The 21,374-nt window shown below is 61.2% G+C and carries 19 protein-coding genes; 4 read left to right on the forward strand and 15 right to left on the reverse strand.

Going from position 1 to position 21,374, the window contains the following annotated elements; genetic code table 11:
• Positions 1 to 63: 63 nt before the first annotated feature.
• The 11 genes from BBI10_RS07795 to BBI10_RS07845 form a co-directional block, all read right to left on the reverse strand.
• Complete coding sequence (locus BBI10_RS07795; RefSeq protein ID WP_065987799.1) at positions 64 to 1,356, reverse strand: adenylosuccinate synthase; 1,293 nt, start codon at positions 1,354 to 1,356, stop codon at positions 64 to 66.
• A gap of 54 nt (positions 1,357 to 1,410) precedes the next feature.
• A complete protein-coding gene (locus BBI10_RS07800; protein ID WP_065987800.1) occupies positions 1,411 to 2,598 on the reverse strand; it encodes an ATP phosphoribosyltransferase regulatory subunit in 1,188 nt (395 codons plus the stop codon).
• Between the two features lie 290 nt (positions 2,599 to 2,888).
• Positions 2,889 to 3,758: a protease modulator HflC gene (hflC, locus tag BBI10_RS07805; RefSeq protein WP_065987801.1), complete on the reverse strand. Its 870-nt coding sequence runs from the start codon at positions 3,756 to 3,758 to the stop codon at positions 2,889 to 2,891.
• Positions 3,758 to 4,939, reverse strand: coding sequence for an FtsH protease activity modulator HflK (hflK, locus tag BBI10_RS07810; RefSeq protein ID WP_065987802.1), 1,182 nt, complete (start codon positions 4,937 to 4,939; stop codon positions 3,758 to 3,760). The genes hflC and hflK overlap by 1 nt, the downstream gene beginning before the upstream one ends.
• Positions 4,940 to 5,035: 96 nt before the next feature.
• Positions 5,036 to 6,337 carry a ribosome rescue GTPase HflX gene (hflX, locus tag BBI10_RS07815; RefSeq protein WP_065987803.1) on the reverse strand — a complete coding sequence of 434 codons (1,302 nt, stop codon included), beginning with the start codon at positions 6,335 to 6,337 and terminating at the stop codon, positions 5,036 to 5,038.
• 12 nt (positions 6,338 to 6,349) lie between these two features.
• Positions 6,350 to 6,610 (reverse strand): RNA chaperone Hfq, encoded by a 261-nt coding sequence (hfq, locus tag BBI10_RS07820; protein ID WP_019691505.1) that lies wholly within the window; start codon positions 6,608 to 6,610, stop codon positions 6,350 to 6,352.
• A gap of 104 nt (positions 6,611 to 6,714) precedes the next feature.
• On the reverse strand, positions 6,715 to 7,686 hold the full coding sequence (gene miaA, locus BBI10_RS07825; RefSeq protein ID WP_065987804.1) for a tRNA (adenosine(37)-N6)-dimethylallyltransferase MiaA: 972 nt from the start codon (positions 7,684 to 7,686) through the stop codon (positions 6,715 to 6,717).
• Positions 7,686 to 9,641 (reverse strand): DNA mismatch repair endonuclease MutL, encoded by a 1,956-nt coding sequence (mutL, locus tag BBI10_RS07830; protein ID WP_167355778.1) that lies wholly within the window; start codon positions 9,639 to 9,641, stop codon positions 7,686 to 7,688. Before mutL ends, miaA begins: the two co-directional genes overlap by 1 nt.
• Positions 9,642 to 9,667: 26 nt before the next feature.
• Entirely contained in the window at positions 9,668 to 11,110 is a 1,443-nt protein-coding gene (locus BBI10_RS07835) for an N-acetylmuramoyl-L-alanine amidase (RefSeq protein WP_208600739.1), read from the reverse strand.
• Positions 11,111 to 11,123: 13 nt separating this feature from the next.
• The gene (gene tsaE / locus BBI10_RS07840) at positions 11,124 to 11,594 is read right to left on the reverse strand and encodes a tRNA (adenosine(37)-N6)-threonylcarbamoyltransferase complex ATPase subunit type 1 TsaE (protein WP_065987807.1); all 471 of its coding nucleotides are present in this window, start codon (positions 11,592 to 11,594) and stop codon (positions 11,124 to 11,126) included.
• A complete protein-coding gene (locus BBI10_RS07845) occupies positions 11,582 to 13,078 on the reverse strand; it encodes a bifunctional ADP-dependent NAD(P)H-hydrate dehydratase/NAD(P)H-hydrate epimerase (protein WP_065987808.1) in 1,497 nt (498 codons plus the stop codon). Before BBI10_RS07845 ends, tsaE begins: the two co-directional genes overlap by 13 nt.
• A gap of 62 nt (positions 13,079 to 13,140) precedes the next feature.
• On the opposite strand from BBI10_RS07845, the gene queG reads away from it, so the two are divergent.
• Positions 13,141 to 14,259, forward strand: coding sequence for a tRNA epoxyqueuosine(34) reductase QueG (gene queG / locus BBI10_RS07850; RefSeq protein WP_141695142.1), 1,119 nt, complete (start codon positions 13,141 to 13,143; stop codon positions 14,257 to 14,259).
• A 12-nt stretch (positions 14,260 to 14,271) separates the two neighbouring features.
• Here the strand turns inward: queG and BBI10_RS07855 are convergent, their stop codons facing one another.
• Together BBI10_RS07855 and orn are read right to left on the reverse strand one after the other, a co-directional pair.
• Complete coding sequence (locus BBI10_RS07855) at positions 14,272 to 14,883, reverse strand: trimeric intracellular cation channel family protein (protein WP_065987810.1); 612 nt, start codon at positions 14,881 to 14,883, stop codon at positions 14,272 to 14,274.
• A gap of 117 nt (positions 14,884 to 15,000) precedes the next feature.
• The gene (gene orn, locus BBI10_RS07860) at positions 15,001 to 15,537 is read right to left on the reverse strand and encodes an oligoribonuclease (RefSeq protein ID WP_065987811.1); all 537 of its coding nucleotides are present in this window, start codon (positions 15,535 to 15,537) and stop codon (positions 15,001 to 15,003) included.
• A gap of 113 nt (positions 15,538 to 15,650) precedes the next feature.
• Here orn and rsgA point away from each other — a divergent pair, with 113 nt between their 5' ends.
• Entirely contained in the window at positions 15,651 to 16,682 is a 1,032-nt protein-coding gene (rsgA, locus tag BBI10_RS07865) for a small ribosomal subunit biogenesis GTPase RsgA (protein ID WP_065987812.1), read from the forward strand.
• Positions 16,683 to 16,816: 134 nt separating this feature from the next.
• Here the strand turns inward: rsgA and motB are convergent, their stop codons facing one another.
• A complete protein-coding gene (motB, locus tag BBI10_RS07870) occupies positions 16,817 to 17,872 on the reverse strand; it encodes a flagellar motor protein MotB (RefSeq protein ID WP_065987813.1) in 1,056 nt (351 codons plus the stop codon).
• Positions 17,873 to 17,875: 3 nt separating this feature from the next.
• Complete coding sequence (gene motA / locus BBI10_RS07875; RefSeq protein WP_037015764.1) at positions 17,876 to 18,727, reverse strand: flagellar motor stator protein MotA; 852 nt, start codon at positions 18,725 to 18,727, stop codon at positions 17,876 to 17,878.
• 211 nt (positions 18,728 to 18,938) lie between these two features.
• On the opposite strand from motA, the gene BBI10_RS07880 reads away from it, so the two are divergent.
• Together BBI10_RS07880 and BBI10_RS07885 are read left to right on the forward strand one after the other, a co-directional pair.
• Positions 18,939 to 20,474, forward strand: coding sequence for an HDOD domain-containing protein (locus BBI10_RS07880; RefSeq protein ID WP_065987814.1), 1,536 nt, complete (start codon positions 18,939 to 18,941; stop codon positions 20,472 to 20,474).
• 46 nt (positions 20,475 to 20,520) lie between these two features.
• A complete protein-coding gene (locus BBI10_RS07885; RefSeq protein WP_065987815.1) occupies positions 20,521 to 21,336 on the forward strand; it encodes a rhodanese-like domain-containing protein in 816 nt (271 codons plus the stop codon).
• Positions 21,337 to 21,374 lie beyond the last annotated feature (38 nt).

Consider the following 21,374-nt stretch of genomic DNA (forward strand, 5'->3'; position numbering starts at 1 on the left):
AGTTTCCAGCGGGCAAAACAAAGGGCCGCCGAGGCGACCCTTTATTTGCGCTTCAACGACTTATCAGTCGAACGGATGACGCAGAACGATCGTCTCGTTGCGGTCAGGGCCCGTCGAAATAATGTCGATCGGTGCGCCGACCAGCTCTTCAAGACGCTTGATGTAAGCGCGAGCATTGGCAGGCAGCTCTTCCAGGGTCTTGGCACCCAGGGTCGACTCGGACCAGCCCGGCACTTCTTCGTACACCGGCTCAAGGCCGATGTAGCTGTCGGCGTCGGTCGGGGCGTCGATCACTGCGCCGTTTTCGTTCTTGTAACCCACGCAGATGTTGATGGTCTCGAGACCGTCAAGCACGTCCAGCTTGGTCAGGCAGATGCCCGAGATGCTGTTAACGTCGATGGCGCGACGCAGGATAACGGCGTCGAACCAGCCACAGCGACGCGCACGGCCGGTGGTTGCCCCGAACTCGTGGCCGCGCTTGGCCAGGAACGCGCCAACGTCGTCGAACAGCTCCGTCGGGAACGGACCCGAACCCACGCGAGTGGTGTAAGCCTTGGTGATGCCCAGAATGTAATCCAGGTACATTGGCCCCATGCCCGAACCGGTAGCGATGCCGCCGGCAGTGGTGTTCGAACTGGTGACGTACGGGTAGGTACCGTGGTCGATGTCCAGCAGCGAACCCTGAGCGCCTTCGAACATGATGTCTTTGCCGGCGCGACGCATTTCGTGCAGCGTTGCGGTCACGTCGAGCATCATCGGCTTGAGCAGTTCGGCGTATTCCATGCACTCGTCGAGCGTCTTCTGGAAGTCGATCGCCGGCTCTTTGTAGTAGTTGACCAGAACGAAGTTGTGGTAATCCAGCAGCTCGCCCAGCTTGGCGGCAAAGCGCTCGCGATGGAACAGATCACCGATGCGCAGACCACGACGCGCAACCTTGTCTTCGTATGCCGGGCCAATGCCGCGACCGGTGGTGCCGATCTTGTGCTCGCCACGGGCCTTTTCGCGGGCCTGATCAAGGGCCACGTGATAGGACAGGATCAGCGGGCAGGACGGGCTGATGCGCAGACGCTCGCGCACCGGAATGCCTTTATCTTCCAGCTTGGTGATTTCGCGCATGAGCGCATCAGGCGCGACGACCACACCGTTGCCGATCAGGCACTGCACGCCTTCGCGCAGGACGCCGGACGGAATCAGGTGGAGGACGGTTTTTTCGCCGTCGATCACCAGTGTGTGGCCAGCGTTGTGGCCACCTTGATAGCGCACTACCGCGGTTGCATGTTCGGTCAGCAGATCAACGATCTTGCCTTTGCCCTCATCACCCCATTGGGTGCCCAGGACTACGACATTCTTACCCATAACACTTGTCCTCATTCGCGCAAACTTGGTGCCGGCAGCGGCCGGCGGGGAAACTTAAGAGGCCAGCGGCATTACCTGCCAACGCTCGCCCTGCTGAATCAATTGCCGATCACAGTCGGCGTCTAGCGCTGCTGAAACCGGTTGGCCTGGCAACGCCTGAACCACACGCTGACCTTCAGCGCGCAACTGGCAGACCGTTTGCCACAGCGCCGCATCAGTGCTGTCCGGCATCCAGATACCGCCAGACGGTAGCTCGATCTGCGCCTGACCGCGTGTCACCAGGGTTTTCAAATCGGTGGAAAAACCCGTCGCCGGTCGCGCGCGACCGAAGTCGGCACCAATGTCATCGTACCGACCGCCCTGGGCGATCGACTGGCCAACACCCGGGACGAAGACCGCAAAGACCACGCCAGTGTGGTAGTGGTAGCCGCGCAATTCGCCAAGGTCAAAGTACAACGGTAGCTCAGGGAATCGGGCCGAGAGACGTTCGGCGATTTCCTGCAGATCATCCAGCGCCTCAATGACCGCCGCCGGCGCATTCGCCAGACGGTCGCGGGCCTGCGCCAATACCGTACGGTCGCCACACAGATCCACCAGCGCACGCAACATGCTGGCCAGGTCGGTCGGCAGACCTTCGGTCAACGCAATGACCTCGTCGATGGCTTTGCGCTGGAGTGCATCAAACAGCTGTTGCTCGACTTCGCCGGACAATCCGGCAGCGCGGGCAAGACCGCGGTAAATCCCGACGTGCCCCAGGTCCATATGGACGTCTGGCACATCCGCCAATTGCAGCATCGCCAGCATGAGGCTGATGACTTCGACGTCACTGCTCGGGCTCGCGTCGCCGTACAGCTCGGCACCCAACTGGATCGGGCTGCGCGAGGACGACAATGCACGCGGCTGGGCATGCAGCACGCTGCCGGCGTAGCAGAGGCGGCTTGGGCCTTCGCGACGCAGGGTGTGGGCGTCGATGCGGGCGACCTGTGGCGTGATGTCCGCGCGGAAACCCATCTGCCGGCCCGATTGCGGGTCGACCACTTTGAAGGTGCGCAGATCCAGATCCTGGCCCGCACCGGTGAGCAGTGATTCGAGGTATTCGATGTGCGGGGTCACGACAAATTCGTAGCCCCAGCTCTGAAACAGATCCAGCACCTGACGACGCGCGACTTCAATGCGCGCAGCTTCCGGCGGCAGTACTTCTTCGATGCCATCCGGCAGCAGCCAGCGGTCAACCGTTGCCATTACGCCTTTCCCCTATGATCCGGGCGGCCGGCCCTTGGGCAAGCCTTGAGTGAAGCAGACAGCATTCTGCGGACGCAGGGCAAGGGAATGTCCCCTGCCCGATGCGCCGCACTATCGCGAACACCGTCCTCGAAAAAACTGCCGCGCACGGAACACGCCACGGCCAATCAATCGTGCAGACGCAAAAAAGCCGGGAATTTCCCGGCTGCCGCATCATACACACGTTTTGTCGCGCGATCACCCCGACGGGCAGTTTTGCCGCCCGGCGGAGTGATCAGGTGCTGATGCGATTACGGCTTGGCTTTTTGCAAATAGCGGAAGAACTCGCTGCTTGGGTCCAGCACCATCACGTCGCTTTTATTGGCGAAGCTTTCACGGTAGGCGCGCAGGCTACGGTAGAACGCGTAGAACTCCTGATCCTGACCGTAGGCCTTGGAGTAGATCGCAGCCGCTTGAGCATCACCATCACCGCGTGCCTCTTCAGACTCCCGATACGCTTCAGCCAACAGAACGCGGCGCTGACGATCGGCGTCGGCACGGATGCCTTCCGCCAGCTCGTTACCCTTGGCGCGGTGCTCACGGGCCTCACGCTCACGCTCAGTGCTCATACGCTCGAACACGCTGCGGTTCACTTCCTTCGGCAGGTCGATGGCCTTGACTCGAACATCAACAACTTCGATGCCCAGCTCTTTGCCGGCCATGGTGTTCAGAGACGCAGTGATGTCAGCCATCAGTGCGTCACGCTCACCTGAAACCACCTCGTGCAGCGTGCGCTTGCCGAACTGGTCACGCAGACCGGATTCGAGACGACGGGAGAGACGCTCATCGGCGATCTGCTTCAGGCCGGAAGTCGCGGTGTAGAAACGCTCAGCGTCCTTCACGCGCCATTTGGCGTAGGCATCGACCATCACGGCTTTCTTTTCCAGCGTCAGGAAACGCTGAGTCGGCGCATCGAGGGTCATCAAGCGACCATCGAACTTGCGCACCTGATTCACGTAAGGAATCTTCACGTGCAGGCCTGGCGAAACATCCGCCTGAACCACGCGACCGAATTGCAGCAGCACCGCGCGCTCGGTCTGAGCGACGATGTAGAAGCTGTTCCATGCGACCACGGCCAACACGACGCAGACAATCAGGGCAACCAGAGATTTATTGCTCATCAGCGAGTCTCCCTAGTGCGCGTGTCACGTTGCTGTTGCATGTCCGCTGCCCGTGAGCCCGGATCTGCCGGTGCAGCAGCAGCGCCGCCCGTGGCAGACGAGCTGGAACCGTTACGGCTGCTATCGATCATTTTGTCCAACGGCAGATAAAGCAGGTTGTTCTGACCTTTGTCGCCGGTCACAAGTACCTTGCTGGTGTTGCTGAAGACTTCCTGCATGGTGTCCAGATACAGACGTTCACGCGTGACTTCCGGTGCCTTGCGGTACTCGGCGACCAGCTTGGTAAAACGATCCGCCTCACCCTTGGCCCGAGAAACCACTTCATCGCGATAGCCGTTGGCGTCTTCGACAATACGCTGAGCCTGACCGCGCGCTTCCGGGATCACACCGTTGGCGTAGGTTTCAGCCTGGTTACGTGAGCGCTGTTCGTCTTCACGGGCGCGGATCACGTCATCGAACGCTTCCTGGACTTCGCGCGGCGCCGCAGCGCTCTGCACGTTGACCTGAGTCACGGTGATGCCGGTGCGATAGGTATCGAGGAAGCGTTGCAGCCGCTCCTTGATTTCGCTGGCCATCAACTCACGACCTTCAGTCAGCACCTGGTCCATGGCGGTCGAACCCACCACATGACGCAAGGCACTTTCGGTCGCATGCTGCAGGCTGACTTCAGGCTGATCAACGTTCAGCACAAAATCCTGCAGATTGGTGATCTTGTACTGCACAGTCAGCGGCACTTCGACGATGTTCTCGTCTTCGGTGAGCATCTGGCCCTGCTTGCTGTACGCACGTTCACGCGTCACGTTTTCGAGGTACTTGCGATCAAACGGCGGGAAATAGATATTCAGACCCGGCCCGACAGTTTCGTAGTACTTGCCGAAGCGCAGCACAACAGCCTGCTCCTGCTCGTCGACCACATAGATTGCGTTGTACAGCCAGATGGCGAGCAGCACGACCAGACCGATGCCGAGCAGGCCGAGGCCACCGCCCTTGCTCGATCCACCGCCGCTGCCGCCGCCATCGCCACTGCGTTTCTTGCCACCACCGAACAACCCATTCAGGCTTTCCTGCAGCTTACGGAAGGCCTCGTCGAGATCCGGTGGCCCCTTGCGGTCGCCGCCCTTGCGCTTACCACCCCAAGGATCCTGATTATTCGAGTTGCCACCCGGCTCATTCCAAGCCATAGCGCTCTCCATCTGATAAAGCAAAGACGCGCCCACGGCGCGCCGACCAATGCTACAGAATGCCCGTCGAAGCGGTACAACCGCTTTGTCAGGCTTTTATTGCAAAGTGTGTTGCTCGATGAATTCCAGCGGCTGCAGTCCTTCGCGACTCACCAGGCGATTGAATTCAACTCGGGGTAACCGAACAGCCAAAAGACTCTGACCTTCTTCGTCGTGCTCTTCGCTCTGCACCGCACCCAGGTTGAAAAACTGGGCACGCAACCGGGCGAACTCCTGCGTGAGGCGCAGCGTCCCCACGAAGAGGTCATTGCCCAACACTTCGGCAATGGCTTGCTTGAGCAAGTCCAGACCGCGTCCATCACGGGCAGAAACCCAGACCCGCTGCGGCTTGCCATCGGCATCGCGCTGGATCTGCGGCTCAACCCCTTCGAGCAGATCGAGTTTGTTATACACCTCAAGCATCGGCAAGTCCTGGGCCCCAATCTCGCCCAGCACCACCATGACCTGCTCGATCTGCTCAAGGCGATCGGGTTCATGAGCGTCGATCACATGCAGCAGCAGATCGGAGTTGCTCGACTCTTCGAGCGTAGCCCGAAAGGCCTCGACCAGCTTGTGCGGCAAATGGCGGATGAAACCCACCGTATCAGCCAGCACAATCGGCCCGAGGTCTTTGACTTCAAGGCGGCGCAGGGTCGGGTCGAGGGTCGCAAACAGTTGATCGGCCGCGTAGACGTCGGAGTCGGTCACCGCATTGAACAGCGTTGACTTGCCGGCGTTGGTATAGCCGACGATCGAAACCGTAGGGATGTCGGCGCGGGAGCGGCCACGACGGGCCTGATCACGCTGACTGCGGACTTTTTCAAGCCGGCCCTTGATCTGACGCAGACGCACACGCAACAGGCGCCGGTCCGTTTCGAGCTGGGTTTCACCCGGACCGCGCAGACCGATACCGCCACCCTGACGCTCAAGGTGAGTCCAGCCACGGACCAGCCGCGTACTCATGTGCTCAAGCTGGGCCAGTTCGACCTGCAGCTTGCCTTCATGGGTGCGCGCCCGTTGGGCGAAGATGTCGAGAATCAGGCCCGTACGGTCAAGCACGCGACACTCGAAAACACGTTCGAGGTTACGTTCCTGGCTGGGTGTAAGGACATGATTGAAGATGACGATATCTGACTTTTCGGTTTTGACCAGGTCGCGCAATTCCTCGACCTTGCCGCTGCCTACCAGATACTTGGCCGTTGGCCGATGCCTTGGCACGTTGACGAACGAGACAATGTCGGCGCCGGCCGACAGCGCCAGCTCCCTGAACTCCTGCGGATCTTCGCGCGCCTCAGGGTCCTGACCATCCAAGTGAACGAGGATCGCCCGCTCACCACCACTGTGGCGCTCAAAGAACAAAGCAGACTCCTATCAGGCGTTACCTGGCTCGGCGTCAGCCTGCTCGGATTCGGTAGCGCTAGGCAGACGAATCGGGCGGACGGGAACGACAGTCGAGATGGCGTGTTTGTAGACCATTTGGCTGACAGTGTTCTTCAGCAAAATAACGAACTGGTCAAAGGATTCGATAGTGCCTTGCAGCTTGATACCGTTTACCAGATAGATCGAAACCCCAACCTTCTCTTTACGCAAAGTGTTCAGGTAAGGGTCTTGTAGCGAATGCCCTTTTGACATGTGCCGCACTCCTTTAAGGATCAATAGAATAAATTCGAAAACATTGGCTTGGGCCGCTACCTCCCGGAGGCTATCCCCCAAGGATAGACGGCTATTGCAAGGACTCAGCTCAATATGGAGACCGACCCCAGGTATTTCAAGGCGCGTGGCAGATTGTCGCAAGCCAGGCTGTCCAACCAGTGCAAATTCTGCCAGCTGCGTAACCAAGTGAACTGCCTCTTGGCCAGCTGGCGCGTGGCAATGATGCCGCGCTCCTGCATCTGGTCCCGAGTCAGCTTGCCGTCCAGATGATCCCAGACCTGGCGATACCCTACAGCTCTTATAGACGGTAAATTCGAGTTCAGATCACCCCTCGAACGTAGCGCTACGACTTCTTCAACGAATCCTTCATCAAGCATTTGCCTGAAACGCACAGCAATTCGGTCGTGGAGCACCTTGCGATCCGTCGGTGCGATCGCGAGATTTGCGACAGTATAGGGCAATTGATGACGCCCCGAAGCGCTCGCTTGAGCACTTTGCGCACTTTGTTGTTCCCGGTGCGCGGTCATGCTCATGCCGCTGACCCGAAAGACTTCCAGCGCGCGAACCAGCCGCTGGGGATCGTTGGGGTGAATTCTCGCCGCCGACACCGGATCGATGCTCGCCAGCTCATCATGCAACGACTGCCAGCCCTGACTGGCCGCTTGCGCCTCAATCTGCGCACGAATCTCGGCGTCAGCCGCAGGCATATCGGCCAGGCCCTCCAGTAGAGCTTTGAAATACAACATCGTGCCGCCCACCAGCAGGGGAATTTTTCCCCGGGCGGTAATTTCCGCCATGGCGTGCAAGGCATCGGTTCGAAAATCCGCCGCAGAGTAGCTCTGGCTCGGGTCGAGGATATCGATGAGACGGTGCGGATACGTCTCCAGCAGCGCTTTTGATGGCTTGGCAGTGCCGATGTCCATGCCGCGGTACACCAGCGCGGAATCCACGCTGATCAGCTCACACGGAAGCACTTTGGTCAGCTCGATGGCGAGATCGGTTTTCCCGGCGGCGGTCGGCCCCATCAGAAAGATGGCCGGAGGAAGAGCACTCATCAGCGACCGCGCAGGAATAGTTTGTCCAGATCATCCAGACCCAGCTGGGTCCAGGTGGGCCGTCCATGGTTGCATTGACCGCTGCGCTCGGTGTTTTCCATGTCACGCAGCAGCCCGTTCATTTCCGGGATGGCCAGCCGGCGATTGGCGCGGATCGCACCGTGGCACGCCATGGTGCCGAGCAACTCATTCATGTGCGCCTGAACGCGATCGCTGGTGCCGTACTCCATCAGATCGCCCAGCACGTCGTGCACCAGTCGATTCGCCTCAGCCTGTTTAAGCAGCGCGGGGATCTGCCGGATAGCGAGAGTCTCCGGCCCAAGGCGCTGCAACTCGAAGCCCAGCTGCTGGAAGGTGACCATGTGTTCCTCGGCGCAGTCGGCTTCGCGCTGGCTGACCGCAATGGACTCCGGCACCAGCAACGGCTGACCGCTCAGGCCTTCGCTGGCCATGGCGATCTTCAAGCGCTCGTACATGATTCGCTCATGGGCCGCGTGCATGTCCACCAGCACCAGGCCGTGGGCGTTTTCCGCGAGGATATAAATGCCCTTGAGCTGAGCGAGTGCATAACCCAGTGGCGGAACATCGCCCTGGGATTCGGGAAGCGACACGCTGCCTGCGCTCGCCGACGCCTGCACGCCGGGCAGAGGGGCAAAGAATTCGCTGTAAGCGGCACGCGCCTCTTCAGCCGGAAGCACCGACGACGGCCGCGGCGTGTACTGATACTGGTAACTCGCACCACTGCCAGAGCCTGGCGCGGATCCGGCCGGCGGGTTCCACGCCTGACCTTGCGGCGTTTCGAGCACGTTATTGGCCAGGCGCATTTCGCCTTGGGGCCCGAACTCGCCGGCATCCGGCCCGCTTGGCCGCACCAGCGCGGTAACCGAGGTGGTGCCCGCGAGCTGATCTTCAGGTCGTACATCGCCGAGGGCGCGATGCAGCGTGCCGTAGAGGAAATCGTGAACCATGCGCCCGTCGCGGAACCGCACTTCGTGCTTGGTCGGGTGGACGTTGACGTCGACGACCGCCGGATCGACTTCGAAAAACAGCACGAAGGTCGGATGCCGGCCGTTGAACAGCACGTCGCGGTAAGCCTGACGCACAGCGTGGGCAACCAGTTTGTCGCGCACTGCACGGCCATTGACGAAGAAATACTGCAGATCGGCCTGACTGCGGGAGAACGTCGGCAGCCCCACCCATCCCCACAACCTCAAACCGTTGCGCTCGACCTCGATCGGCAGCGCCTGCTCCAGAAACCCGGGGCCGCAAATAGCCGAAACCCGACGCGCGCGCGCGACGTCATCGTGGGCTTCATGCAGGCTCAGGACAGTCTTGCCGTTATGACGCAAATGAAAGGCCACATCGAACCGAGCCAGCGCCATGCGCTTGATCACTTCCTGGAGGTGATCGAACTCGGTTTTCTCGGCCTTAAGAAACTTGCGTCGTGCAGGGGTGTTGAAAAACAGGTCACGCACTTCCACAGAGGTGCCGACGGGGTGCGCAGCGGGCTGGACACGGGAAGCCATGTCGCGGCCTTCGGTCTCGACCTGCCAGGCCTGATCGGCGTCGCGCGTGCGAGACGTCAACGTCAGGCGCGCCACGGAACTGATCGACGCCAGCGCTTCGCCCCGGAAGCCAAGGCTCATGACTCGCTCAAGGTCTTCCAGGTCGCGGATCTTGCTGGTGGCATGTCGGGCCAGTGCCAGGGGCAGGTCATCGGAGGAAATCCCGCCGCCGTCGTCGCGAACCCGCAACAGTTTGATGCCGGCTTGCTCGACGTCGACATCAATACGGCGCGCGCCGGAATCAAGGCTGTTTTCGAGCAGTTCCTTGATCACCGAAGCCGGGCGCTCGACGACCTCGCCCGCAGCAATCTGGTTGGCGAGCCGCGGGCTCAGCAGCTGGATACGCGCAGCCTCGGCCGCAGGTAAATCGGGGCTTACGCTGACATCCAGCTCCTGGTCACCGAGCAGCAGGTCAGTCACGGCTCACCTGCCAGTTCTGCGCTGGGGATTCTCAGCTCCTGCCCGACTTTCAGCTCGTCAGAGCTCAGATGATTGGCTGTACGAAGCATCGGCATGGTCATGTCGTAGCGCGCCGCGATCATGCTCAACGACTCGCCGGGACGCACCGTATGCTCGCGTGCGCCCATGGCCAGCTTGCCGTTATCCCGCAGCCAGGCGATGTACGTGCCTTGCGGCGGATTCTGCTGGAAGAACTGCTTCACGCCCGCCGTGATGGAGCGCGCCAGGGCCTGCTGGTGGCTGGTGCCTTGCAGCTTGTTCGCTTCGGCCGCGTTGGAGATGAAGCCGGTCTCGACCAGAATCGACGGAATGTCCGGCGACTTCAGCACCATGAAGCCGGCCTGCTCGACGCGGGACTTGTGCAGCGAGGTTACGCGGCCGATGTTGGTCAGGACCTTCTGGCCGACGTTCAGGCTTGAAGTCAGTGATGCGGTCATCGACAAATCGAGCAGCACACCCGCGAGCATGCGGTCTTTGTCATCGAGACTCACGGCCCCGGCGCCACCGATCAAGTCGGAACGGTTTTCACTGTCCGCCAGCCAGCGTGCTGTTTCAGAGGTCGCGCCGCGTTCCGACAGGGCAAACACCGAAGCGCCGAAGGCCGCCGAAGAAGGCGCCGCGTCGGCATGAATGGACACGAACAGATCAGCACCTTTGGCGCGGGCAATTTCCGTGCGCTTACGCAGCGGGATGAAGTAGTCGCCGGTACGGGTCAGCTCGGCGCGGTAGCCCTTTTCGCCGTTGATCTGGCGCTGAAGCTCCTTGGCAATCGCGAGCACGACGTTCTTTTCTTTCTCACCGCGACCGCCGGACGCACCCGGATCTTCTCCGCCGTGACCGGCATCGATGACGACAACGATGTCGCGCTTGCCGTTTGGCACAGGGGTAAGCTTGATTTCAGGCTTGGACGGGCTGACCGGCACCACTGCGGGCGTCGCAGGCGCGGTGGTGGCCGGGGTATCGGCAACCGACGGCGGCGGATTGGCATCGGCGGCGTTGTCGTACAGGTCGACCACCAGACGGTTGCCGTATTGCTGGTTCGGCGCGAGGGTGAAGCTCTTCGGCGTCACGGCCTTCTTCAGGTCGATGACCACACGCAGGTCGTCAGGCGTGCGTTGCGCCGAGCGCATGCTGGTGATCGGCGTGTTGGCCGTCGGCACGTTCAGCGGCCCACCCAGGGTGGCGCCGTTGATGTCGATGACCAGACGATCAGGGGACTGCAGCGTGAAGACACTGTGCTGAACAGGGCCAGACAGGTCGAAAACCAGCCGCGTGTTATCCGGGGCACGCCATAAGCGGACACTTCGTACCTGTGAAGCGGCCAACGCGTCGACAGCCAGTGTCGCCAGCAGCAGTCCAATCACAGTAACCAGCGCGCGCATGCGCATACCAAACCCCATATCTATTGAATGTCTATTTAAACGAAGGCGCCAAAGCGGCACACCACATCTCGCCACGCGAGCTTTTTGGGCTCAACGTCAACGCTCGACCTTCGTCGAGCGGCCTTATGGTAATGATCAGGTCAGGCTTTGGCAAAAAGCCTGCACCAAGATTGGGCCATTCGATAAGACAAAGGGCATCGCCTTCGAAATAGTCCCGGATGCCGAGGAATTCTAGCTCTTCTGGATCAACAAGTCGGTAGAGATCAAAGTGATACGCGCGGTTTCTCCCAATTTCGTAAGGTTCTACCAGCGTAAACGTCGGACTTTTTACCGCGCCGGTATGCCCCAGGCCGCGAATGATCCCTCGGGACAGCGTGGTCTTGCCCGCCCCCAGATCGCCCTCCAGAAAAATAATCCCATTGCTTTCAGTCACTTGGGCAATACGTGCGCCGAAGTGGGTCATGGCCTCTTCACCCATGAGCGCCAGGGTTAACTCAGACACGGTTGGTGCTCCTCCAGAAGCTGGCGAATAACAGGAATCAGATCAGCGGCAGCCAGCCCTCGCCCGCCGGCGCCGCATAACTCACCAGCGAAGGCGTGCAGCCAGACGCCCAGACAAGCAGCGTCATAGGCGCTCATCTTTTGCGCCATCAGCGCGCCGATGACACCGGACAAGACATCGCCCAGCCCGCCGGTCGCCATCGCCGGATGGCCGTGATCGGCCAGTGAGAGGTCACCTGCCGGGTTGGCGATCAGGCTGCCGCTGCCTTTTAAAACGCATACAGCATTGAATTTCCTGGCCAGCGCCCGCGCCGCAGCCGGACGATCGGCTTGAATGTGTTTCGTGTCGGTGCCCAGCAGACGCGCGGCTTCGCCAGGATGCGGGGTGATCACGCTGCCCTCGGGCAATTGCACGGCACCGGTCGCCAGCTCGTTCAGCGCGTCGGCATCCCACACCTGCGGCAACGGCGCGTTCGCGGCCGCAGACAACAGGCTTTTTCCCCAACTGTGCTGGCCGAGCCCCGGACCCACCACCAGCACCGACGCAGGCTCAATCAAGGCGAGGAGCTGGTTGGCCGAGCTGATGCCAGCGCTCATCACTTCAGGGAATCGCGTCAGCGCGGCGCTGACATGTTCCGGCCGCGTAGCCAGCGTGACCATGCCGGCGCCGGTGCGCAGCGTGCTTTCGGTGGCGAGCAATGCTGCACCGCCGAAACCCCGATCGCCGCCCACCACCAGCACGCGACCAAACATGCCCTTGTGTGCGATGCGTGAGCGAGGCGCCAGGGTGGGCAGATTGAAGGTGTCCAGCCGTTTGACGCTGACGGGGGTTTGCCGAATGATCTCGGCGTCCGCCTGCAAGTCATCGAACACCAGCTCGCCGACCAGTTCGGGCGCATCGCCAGTGAACAGCCCGACCTTGAGGCCAATGAAGGTGACGGTCAGATCGGCGCGGACGGCGACGCCCAGTGTTCGGCCGGTGTCGGCGCAGAGCCCTGAAGGGAGATCGACGGCCACTACGGGCAATCCACTGTCGTTGATGGCTTCAATGGCCGCCGCGTAAGGATCGCGCACGTCCCCCGTCAGCCCTGTGCCCAGCAGCGCGTCGACAACGATGCCGGCCAGCGCCTGCTGTTGCCAGGGCTGAATATCGACCTTGGCGGCAACCGCTTCTTCATAAGCGGATCGAGCGTCGCCGCCCAGCGCTGCGCAGTCACCCACAGCCAGCACGTGAACGTGCCAGCCGGCACGCCGGGCCAGCGCAGCCACGAGGTAGCCGTCGCCGGCGTTGTTGCCGCGACCGGTCATCACTGTCAGCTGCCTGCCCTCGGGCCAGCGACGACGTATTGCCCGCCATGCAGCATGGGCAGCGCGCTGCATCAGCTCAAAGCCGGGCGTGCCGGCAGCAATCAGGCGTGCGTCGAGGTCGCGCACCTGAGCGGCGCTGTACAGTGCGTCGGGAAATGGGGGTTTGCTGTGCAACATGCGTCTTTGGGCTCCGATGTCTGGCAGAATTATACGCACCTGCGCCCCGGTGTCCTCTTTGCATGTCCGCGATAACTGTAGACCCATCCACAGCTCCAGTGCCTCTAACGGCAGCCGGGCTGACCGACCTTGCCCAATCGATCAAGGGTTGGGGGCGCGAGCTCGGCTTTCAGCAAGTCGGAATCTCGGGGCTGGACCTGGCCGAGCACGAGCAGCATCTGGAGCGCTGGCTCGACGCCGGGTACCACGGCGAGATGGACTATATGGCAGCGCATGGCAGCAAACGTTCGCATCCGGACGAGCTGGTGCCAGGAACGCTGCGCGTGGTGTCGTTGCGCATGGACTATCTGCCCGGCGATACGCAGATGGCTCAGTTGCTGGGGCAGCCCGAGAAAGCCTACGTCTCTCGTTACGCGCTGGGCCGTGATTATCACAAGCTGATCCGCAAGCGCGTGCAGCAACTGGCGGAGCGCATTCAACAGGCGATCGGGCCATTCGGGTTTCGCGCGTTCGTCGACAGCGCACCGGTGCTGGAGAAGGCCATTGCCGAGCAGGCCGGGCTGGGCTGGATCGGCAAGAACACCCTGGTGCTCAATCGCAAGGCCGGCAGTTATTTCTTCCTCAGCGAGCTGTTCGTCGACCTGCCGCTGCCGGTAGACGCGCCACACGCCACCGAGCATTGCGGGCGCTGCACGGCGTGCCTGGACGTCTGTCCGACCAACGCCTTCGTCGGACCCTACGTGCTGGATGCGCGCAAGTGCATTTCCTACCTGACCATCGAGCTGAAGACGTCGATCCCCGAAGACTTGCGTGCGTTAATCGGCAATCGGGTGTTTGGCTGTGATGATTGTCAGATCGTCTGCCCGTGGAATCGCTTCGCCCGGCCGACCGATCAAACCGATTTCAAACCGCGCCACGGTCTTGATAACGCCGAATTGACGACGCTGTTTTTGTGGGATGAAACGACATTTCTCAGCAACACCGAAGGCTCACCGTTGCGGCGCGCCGGGTATGAGCGCTGGTTGAGAAATCTGGCCGTGGGGCTGGGTAACGCGCCGTCTACCATCCCCGTGATCGAAGCGCTGAAAGCCCGGCGGGAGCATCCGTCAGAGATGGTGCGCGAGCATGTGGAATGGGCGTTGGGGCAGCATGAAGCCAGGGCCCCAGGGCGCTTGTTGTAATTACGCGCCGGTTCAGTGCCCGTCCTTGTAAACAAACTTCGGCATTTCCCAGCGAAACTTGATCGCCAGCAGCCGCAGTAACAATCCGCCAAACAGCGTGATCAGCGTGCCCTGCTCCACCGGCAATCCGGCGTACTGGCACAGCAAAAAGCACCACGCGGCGGCGAACGATACGCTGGCATACAGCTCGCGACGGAAGATCAGGGGGATGTCGTTGCAGAAAATATCCCGCAGGATTCCCCCAAACACGCCGGTGATCACCCCGCTCACGGCGGCAACGGTCATGCTCAAGCCCATGTCCAGCGCGGTCATGCAGCCGATCAGGGTAAACGCCACCAATCCCAGTGCATCGAGCACCAGAAACAGCGAGCGCAGATGGCGCATCAGCGGTGCGATGAAGATGGTCACCAGCGCTGCAATGCTGGTAAGGATCAGGTATTCCGGGTGCTTGACCCACGTCAGCGGGTAATGCCCCAGCAGCACGTCGCGAACCGAACCGCCGCCCAGCGCCGTGATGCAGGCGATCAGCACCACACCGAACCAGTCCATGCCGCGACGGCCTGCGGACAGCGCGCCGGTCATGGCTTCGGCCGTAATGGCGATCAGGTAGAGCATCAACAACATGGCGGCAGTCCCTGCGAGAAAGGGGCGCAGTCTAACCACTCGACCGGGGCACCAAAAGAGAGCGTTTGGTTTAGCGCTCTCTCCAGGCGACTGCGATTGGCCGCCGGCGCCCTGCTGTCACGACTTGATGAAGTGCTCGCGGTAGAAACGCAGCTCGGCGATCGACTCACGGATATCGTCCAGCGCCAGGTGCGTGCTGCCCTTCTTGAACTTGAGGTCAGGGGACCAGCGTGCAGCCAGTTCCTTGAGGGTCGAGACGTCGAGGTTGCGGTAGTGGAAATAGTTTTCCAGCGTCGGCATGCGCTTGTACAGGAAGCGACGGTCCTGGCAGATGCTGTTGCCGCAGATGGGCGAGCTGCGTTCTGGCACCCACTGCTTGATAAACTCAAGCGTCATGGCCTCGGCTTCGTCGTTGGAGATTTTGCTTTCGCGCACGCGCTGGGTCAGGCCGGAACCGCCGTGCTGGCGGGTGTTCCATTCGTCCATGCCGTTCAGAAGCTCGTCGCTCTGATGAACCGCAATGACCGGGCCTTCGGCCAGGGTGTTGAGCTCGCTGTCAGTGATGATGGTTGCCATCTCGATGATGACGTCGTTATCAGGGTCCAGACCGGTCATTTCCAGGTCGATCCAGATAAGATTCTGTTTGTTCTGCATATGTCGGCTCCTCAGCGTTGGCGCGCAGTTTAGCCCACCCGGGCGTGCTAGACTCGCCCGCGCTTTATCAAATCAGCACCTTTATGCGTCTTCAAACGGAACACTGAACACCCATGGCCAAACGCCAACTCAACCGCCGCCAGAACTGGCGCATCGAAAAGATTCAGGGCGAACGCGCCGCGCGTGCCGCCAAACGTGAATCAACCGCTCTCGAAACTCTGGAAGGCGGCGATCTCGGTCCCGAGCAAACGGGCCTTGTCATCGCGCACTTTGGCGTGCAGGTAGAAGTCGAAGCGCAGGACGGCGAGCTGCAGGGTCAGGTTTTCCGCTGTCACTTGCGCGCCAACCTGCCGGCGCTGGTCACCGGCGACCGAGTCGTGTGGCGCGCGGGTAATCAGGGCATCGGCGTCATCGTTGCGCAGTTGCCCCGCGATACAGAACTGAGCCGCCCGGACAGCCGGGGCCAGCTCAAGCCGGTCGCTGCCAACGTTGACTTGATCGTCATCGTTTTCGCACCGATGCCCGAACCCCATGCCAATCTGATCGACCGCTACCTGGTGGCCGCTGAGCATGCGGGGATTCGCCCGTTGTTGCTGTTGAACAAGTTTGACTTGATCGACGATCAGAACGCCCCGGCGCTCAATGCGCTGCTGGCGGTGTACCGCACGCTGGGTTATCCCGTGCTGGAAGTTTCGGCCCACCACGGCGATGGCATGCAGCAGTTGCAGGACCAGCTGGATGGCCACATCAGTGTGTTCGTCGGTCAGTCCGGCGTTGGCAAATCCTCGCTGGTCAACAGCCTGCTGCCGGAAGTCGGCACGCGCGTCGGGCCATTGTCGGAGTATTCGGGCCAAGGCACGCACACCACGACCACCGCGCGCCTGTTCCACTTCCCGCGCGGCGGCGACCTGATCGACTCACCGGGTATTCGTGAATTCGGCCTGGGCCACGTCAGCCGTGCAGACGTCGAAGCGGGTTTTATCGAGTTCAACGACCTGCTCGGCAGATGCCGCTTCCGCGACTGCAAACACGACCGCGAACCCGGTTGTGCCTTATTGCAGGGCCTTGCAGACGGCCGCGTGCAGCAACAGCGCATGAACAGCTATCGCTCGATCATCGCCAGCTTGCCGGAAAGCAGTTATTGATTCAGCGGTAGTGGCCAATCCGATTTAGGCCTTCCCGGCTGAAGCCGGTCCTACTGACTGCGGTCCCAGCGCTTGAACTGCGCAAACAAAAACGCCGCGATCATCGCGGCGTTTTTGTGTCTGCAACCCAGATATCAGTTCTTGGTTTCGTCGATCTTCAGCTGGCCCTGATCGAAGATGTTCAGCTTCTGCCGAATCTCGTGGGGCTGGGCATAAGCCTGGGGATCAACTGCCGGTGTGGAAATTGACGCCCCCGGCTGATTGGCCGGTGCGGTAGCGCCAGGTGCCGGCAATGGCGCAGCGGCTCCAGGCGCATCCGGGGTTTGCGGTGCTTCGCCTGAATTCTGCGCGCCTTCGATCCGCTGCTGGGCTTTCTTGGTCATCACCACAATGTCGATGCGACGGTTGATCGGATTTTGCGGGTGCTCTTTGTCGTACAGTGCCGAAGACGCATAACCCACCACGCGCGCCACCTGCTGATCCGGATACCCACCCGCGAGCAGCGCACGACGAGCAGCGTTCGCTCGACCGGACGACAGCTCCCAGTTGCCGAAGCCGTTGTTGCCAACAAAAGGGGTCGCATCGGTGTGACCACTGATGCTGACTTTGTTCGGCACCGCTTTAATGGTGTCGGCCATGGCCAGCAAGATGTCTTCGAAATACGGTTTGAGCTTCGCACTGCCGATGTCGAACATCGGACGGTTTTCGGCGTCCGTGATCTGGATACGCAAGCCGTCCTGAGTAATCTCGAACAGAATCTGGTCCTTGAACTTCGCCAGTTGCGGATTCTCGTTGATCTTGTTCTGCAACTCTTGCAGCAACATTTCCAGACGGTCCTGCTCGACCTGCTCGGCGGCGGCGTCCTGCTGATCCGCGTCGACCGGCACACGATCCGGCGAAGGCGTGGATTGCACCTCCGGGTTCAGCGTCTGGTCCGGGGACATTTCCGGCGAACCGCCCAGGTCAATGACGTAGGGCGAGCCGCTGTCGGAAAACCCGACCGGGTCCTTGAAGTAACCGGCGATGGCGAGCAGTTGCTCCGGCGTGGCAGACGACATCAGCCACAGCACCAGGAAGAACGCCATCATCGCCGTCGCGAAGTCGGCAAATGCGATTTTCCAGGCGCCGCCGTGATGCCCTCCGCCATAGCGCTTGACGCGCTTTATGATGATCGGCTGATTATTTTCCATGGATCAACGACCGCGGACAGCTTGTTCCAGCTCGCTGAAGCTGGGGCGATGGGCCGGATACAGAACCTTGCGACCGAACTCTACGGCCAGCGAAGGCGGCACGCCGGACGCGGACGCTACGAGGGAAGCTTTGATCGATTCATAGACGTTCATTTCTTCCTTGGCATCGTGGGCCAGGGAAGTGGCCAACGGGCCGAAGAAACCGTAGGCCGCGAGAATACCGAAGAAGGTACCGACCAGCGCCGCGCCGACGTGCATGCCGATCGCCGCTTTGTCGCCGGAGCCCAGGGAGGCCATGGTCACCACGATACCCAGTACCGCAGCAACGATACCGAAACCTGGCATGGCATCGGCGACACCGGTCACGGCGTGGGAAGGATGCTCGAGTTCTTCTTTCATGCTCAGCAATTCCATGTCGAACAAGCCTTCCAACTCGTGGGGCGCCATGTTGCCGGAAGACATGATGCGCAGGTAATCGCAGATGAAAGCGATCATGCGGGTGTCTTTGAGCACGCCAGGGTATTTGGCGAAAATCGGGCTGTTCTCGGGTTCCTCGATGTCGCCTTCGATGGCCATCATGCCTTCGCGACGGCTCTTGTTGAGGATCTCGTAGACCAGGCCCAGCACTTCGAGGTAGTAGCCATGGGTGAACCGGGTGCTGAACATCTTCAAGGACTTCTTGATGACCAGCATGGTCATATAGCCCGGGTTGGCTTGCAGGAATGCACCCAGCGCCGCACCGCCGATGATCATGACCTCGAAAGGCTGGATCAACGCTGCGATCTGACCGTGGGACAGGACGTATCCGCCGAGAACGCTCGCGAAAACGACGATGATGCCGATAATTTTTGCCATAGGTAGAAAATACTTACTGAGTCGGGTTCATGGTCATTGTGCGAGAAGCGCTTGAAACTCTTGTCCTGCTTATCGGCATGAATGCGCCAGACTATAGTCAGATCACAGGAAAATGCTGACCGGTGCGTCGCAACGGACGTTGCGCCACGAGGGCCAGCATGATGCCAGTATCCGACATCGATCTAACCTACCAGCCGTACGGGTGTTGTGAATGCAATCAGATAAAGCTTCTTCGCTACCTGTCCCGCGCACCCTGGATCAATGGATAAAACAACTCGACGGCATCGCCCTGCCGGTGCCCGGGGTGGCGCATCAGCGCGTGCAGGCAGCATTGACCGACAGTCGCCGCTCGCTGCGCGATATTGCCGATCTCATGCAGGACAGCCCGGCGCTGGTGCTCAACGTTTTGCGTGACGCCAACCTGAACAGCCCCGCCACCGCCCAGCCTGCGGAGAGCCTTGAAGTCGCCATCAACCGATTGGGCCTGGCGCGCACCGAAGCGCTGTTGGCGCGACTGCCCAGTGTCGATGCACGGGATATTCCGGTGGCGCTCCGTCAGCTACAGCTGATCAGTCAGCACGCCATGCAGCAGGCTTACGGCCTGTTCGCCAATCAACTGGCGAGGCTGTGGCAGGACATCCATCTGGGCAGCCTGCTGTTTCTGTCGCCGCTCTGGCCGATGGCCTTGGCGCATCCCAAGCTGCTGGAAGAGTGGGAGTTGCGGGTTATCCACAAGGGAGAGTGCGCGAAGGCTGTGGAAAACGCTCTGTTTGGCGTGCGCTTGGTGCATCTGTGTCAGGCCCTGGCACAGCACTGGCGCCTGCCGATCTGGGTGACCCAGGGCTACGCACTGCTGACCTCCCAGCAACGCAATCTGGTGAGAGTGCTGCGCATCGCCCACAGCAACGACGACCCGGTCAAGCAGCAACAGCAACTCGACGCCGACTTGCCGCTGCGCCGCTGGCTCAACCAGCCTGCCAATACCATCCTGCTGGCCAACGGTCTTGCGCTGTCGGCGCACCAGGCTTGGGACACGCCGCACAACCTGCGCTGGCAGCTGCTGACCAGCCTGTATCTGCAGCAGCCACTGGATGATCTCCAGCAGCAGGTTCACCAGAGCGCGGCCGCCAGCGCTCGCCAGCATTCCGGCCCGGATATCTGGCACCCCGCGCAGGCGTTGCTCTGGCCGTGGCATGCACGACGGATACATAAAGGCTTGCTGCCCGCCCCGCCACCCTCGCCCGACGCCCTGCAACTGTGGCGCAAGCATTGCGCGGATCTGTTGAAAGAGCCCGGCATTTTCATCAACGCGATACACCTGACCACCTGCGCCCGGGACGCTCTGGTAGCGGCGGGCATGCAGCGGGTGGTGTTGCTGATGACCGATCGCAAGACCGACAGCCTGCGTGTGCATCAGATTGCGGGTGTGGACAAGTCGGCCGCGGCGTTGCTGGTGCCTTACAAAGACAGCACCGTGCTGCAACGCCTGCTCGCCCAGCCCACGCAATTACGCCTGACGCCGGCCAACAACGCTCAGTTTTCGGCGCTGCTGCCGCCACAACTGCGCAATTTGTTCAGCGGCGAGAACCTGCTGATCCGCTCACTGGCCAGCAACGGACGCGTGGTGATGATGGTGATGGCCGATCAGGGCGGTGGCCCGTTTTCCGAAATGTCCGTCCAGGCTTTCGGAAAAACCGGTCAATGCATCGAGAAAGCGCTTACCACCTTTAGCCATCGCAATGGCTGACGGCTGAGCTACAATTCGCAACCTTTTCGCGATCCGGAGACGCTAGATGTCTGCCTTTTCAAGCTTGCCGCTGGTCATCGAGCCCGCAGACCTGCAAGCACGCCTCAGCGCGCCAGAGCTCATTCTGGTCGACCTGACCAGCCCGGCCCGCTACGAGGCCGGCCACCTTCCCGGCGCGCGATTCGTCGATCCGAAGCGTACGCAACTGGGCCTGCCGCCAGCGCCGGGGCTGCTGCCCTCGCACACGCAACTGGAAGCGCTGTTCGGCGAACTGGGCCACAACCCCGACGCGGTATACGTGGTGTATGACGACGAAGGCGGCGGCTGGGCCGGCCGGTTCATCTGGCTGCTCGACGTCATCGGACACAAAAAGTATCACTATATCGACGGTGGCCTGCTCGCCTGGCAAGCCGAAGGCCTGCCGCTGTCGACCGAGGTGCCGAAAGCCGTTGGCGGTCCGGTTTCGATGACCCTGCACGACGAGCCTACGGCCACCCGCGAATACCTGCAAAGCCGCCTGGGCGCTGCTGACCTGGCGATCTGGGACGCGCGCGCGCCGACCGAGTACTCCGGCGAAAAAGTCGTCGCTGCGAAGGGAGGTCACATTCCCGGCGCCGTGAACTTCGAATGGACCGCCGGCATGGATCAGGCGCGCCACCTGCGCATCCGCAAGGACATGCCGAAGATCCTTGAAGACTTGGGCATCACTCCGGAGAAAGAAATCATTACCCACTGCCAGACCCATCATCGCTCGGGCTTCACCTATCTGGTGGCCAAGGCGCTGGGTTACCCGAGGGTCAAGGGTTACGCCGGCTCCTGGGGCGAATGGGGCAACCATCCGGACACCCCGGTCGAGACATGAAATCGGCCCGACAGGGCGTTGATCCGCATCCCCCTCTT

It is taken from the genome of Pseudomonas graminis (genome assembly GCF_001705435.1).
Classification (GTDB): domain Bacteria; phylum Pseudomonadota; class Gammaproteobacteria; order Pseudomonadales; family Pseudomonadaceae; genus Aquipseudomonas; species Aquipseudomonas graminis_B.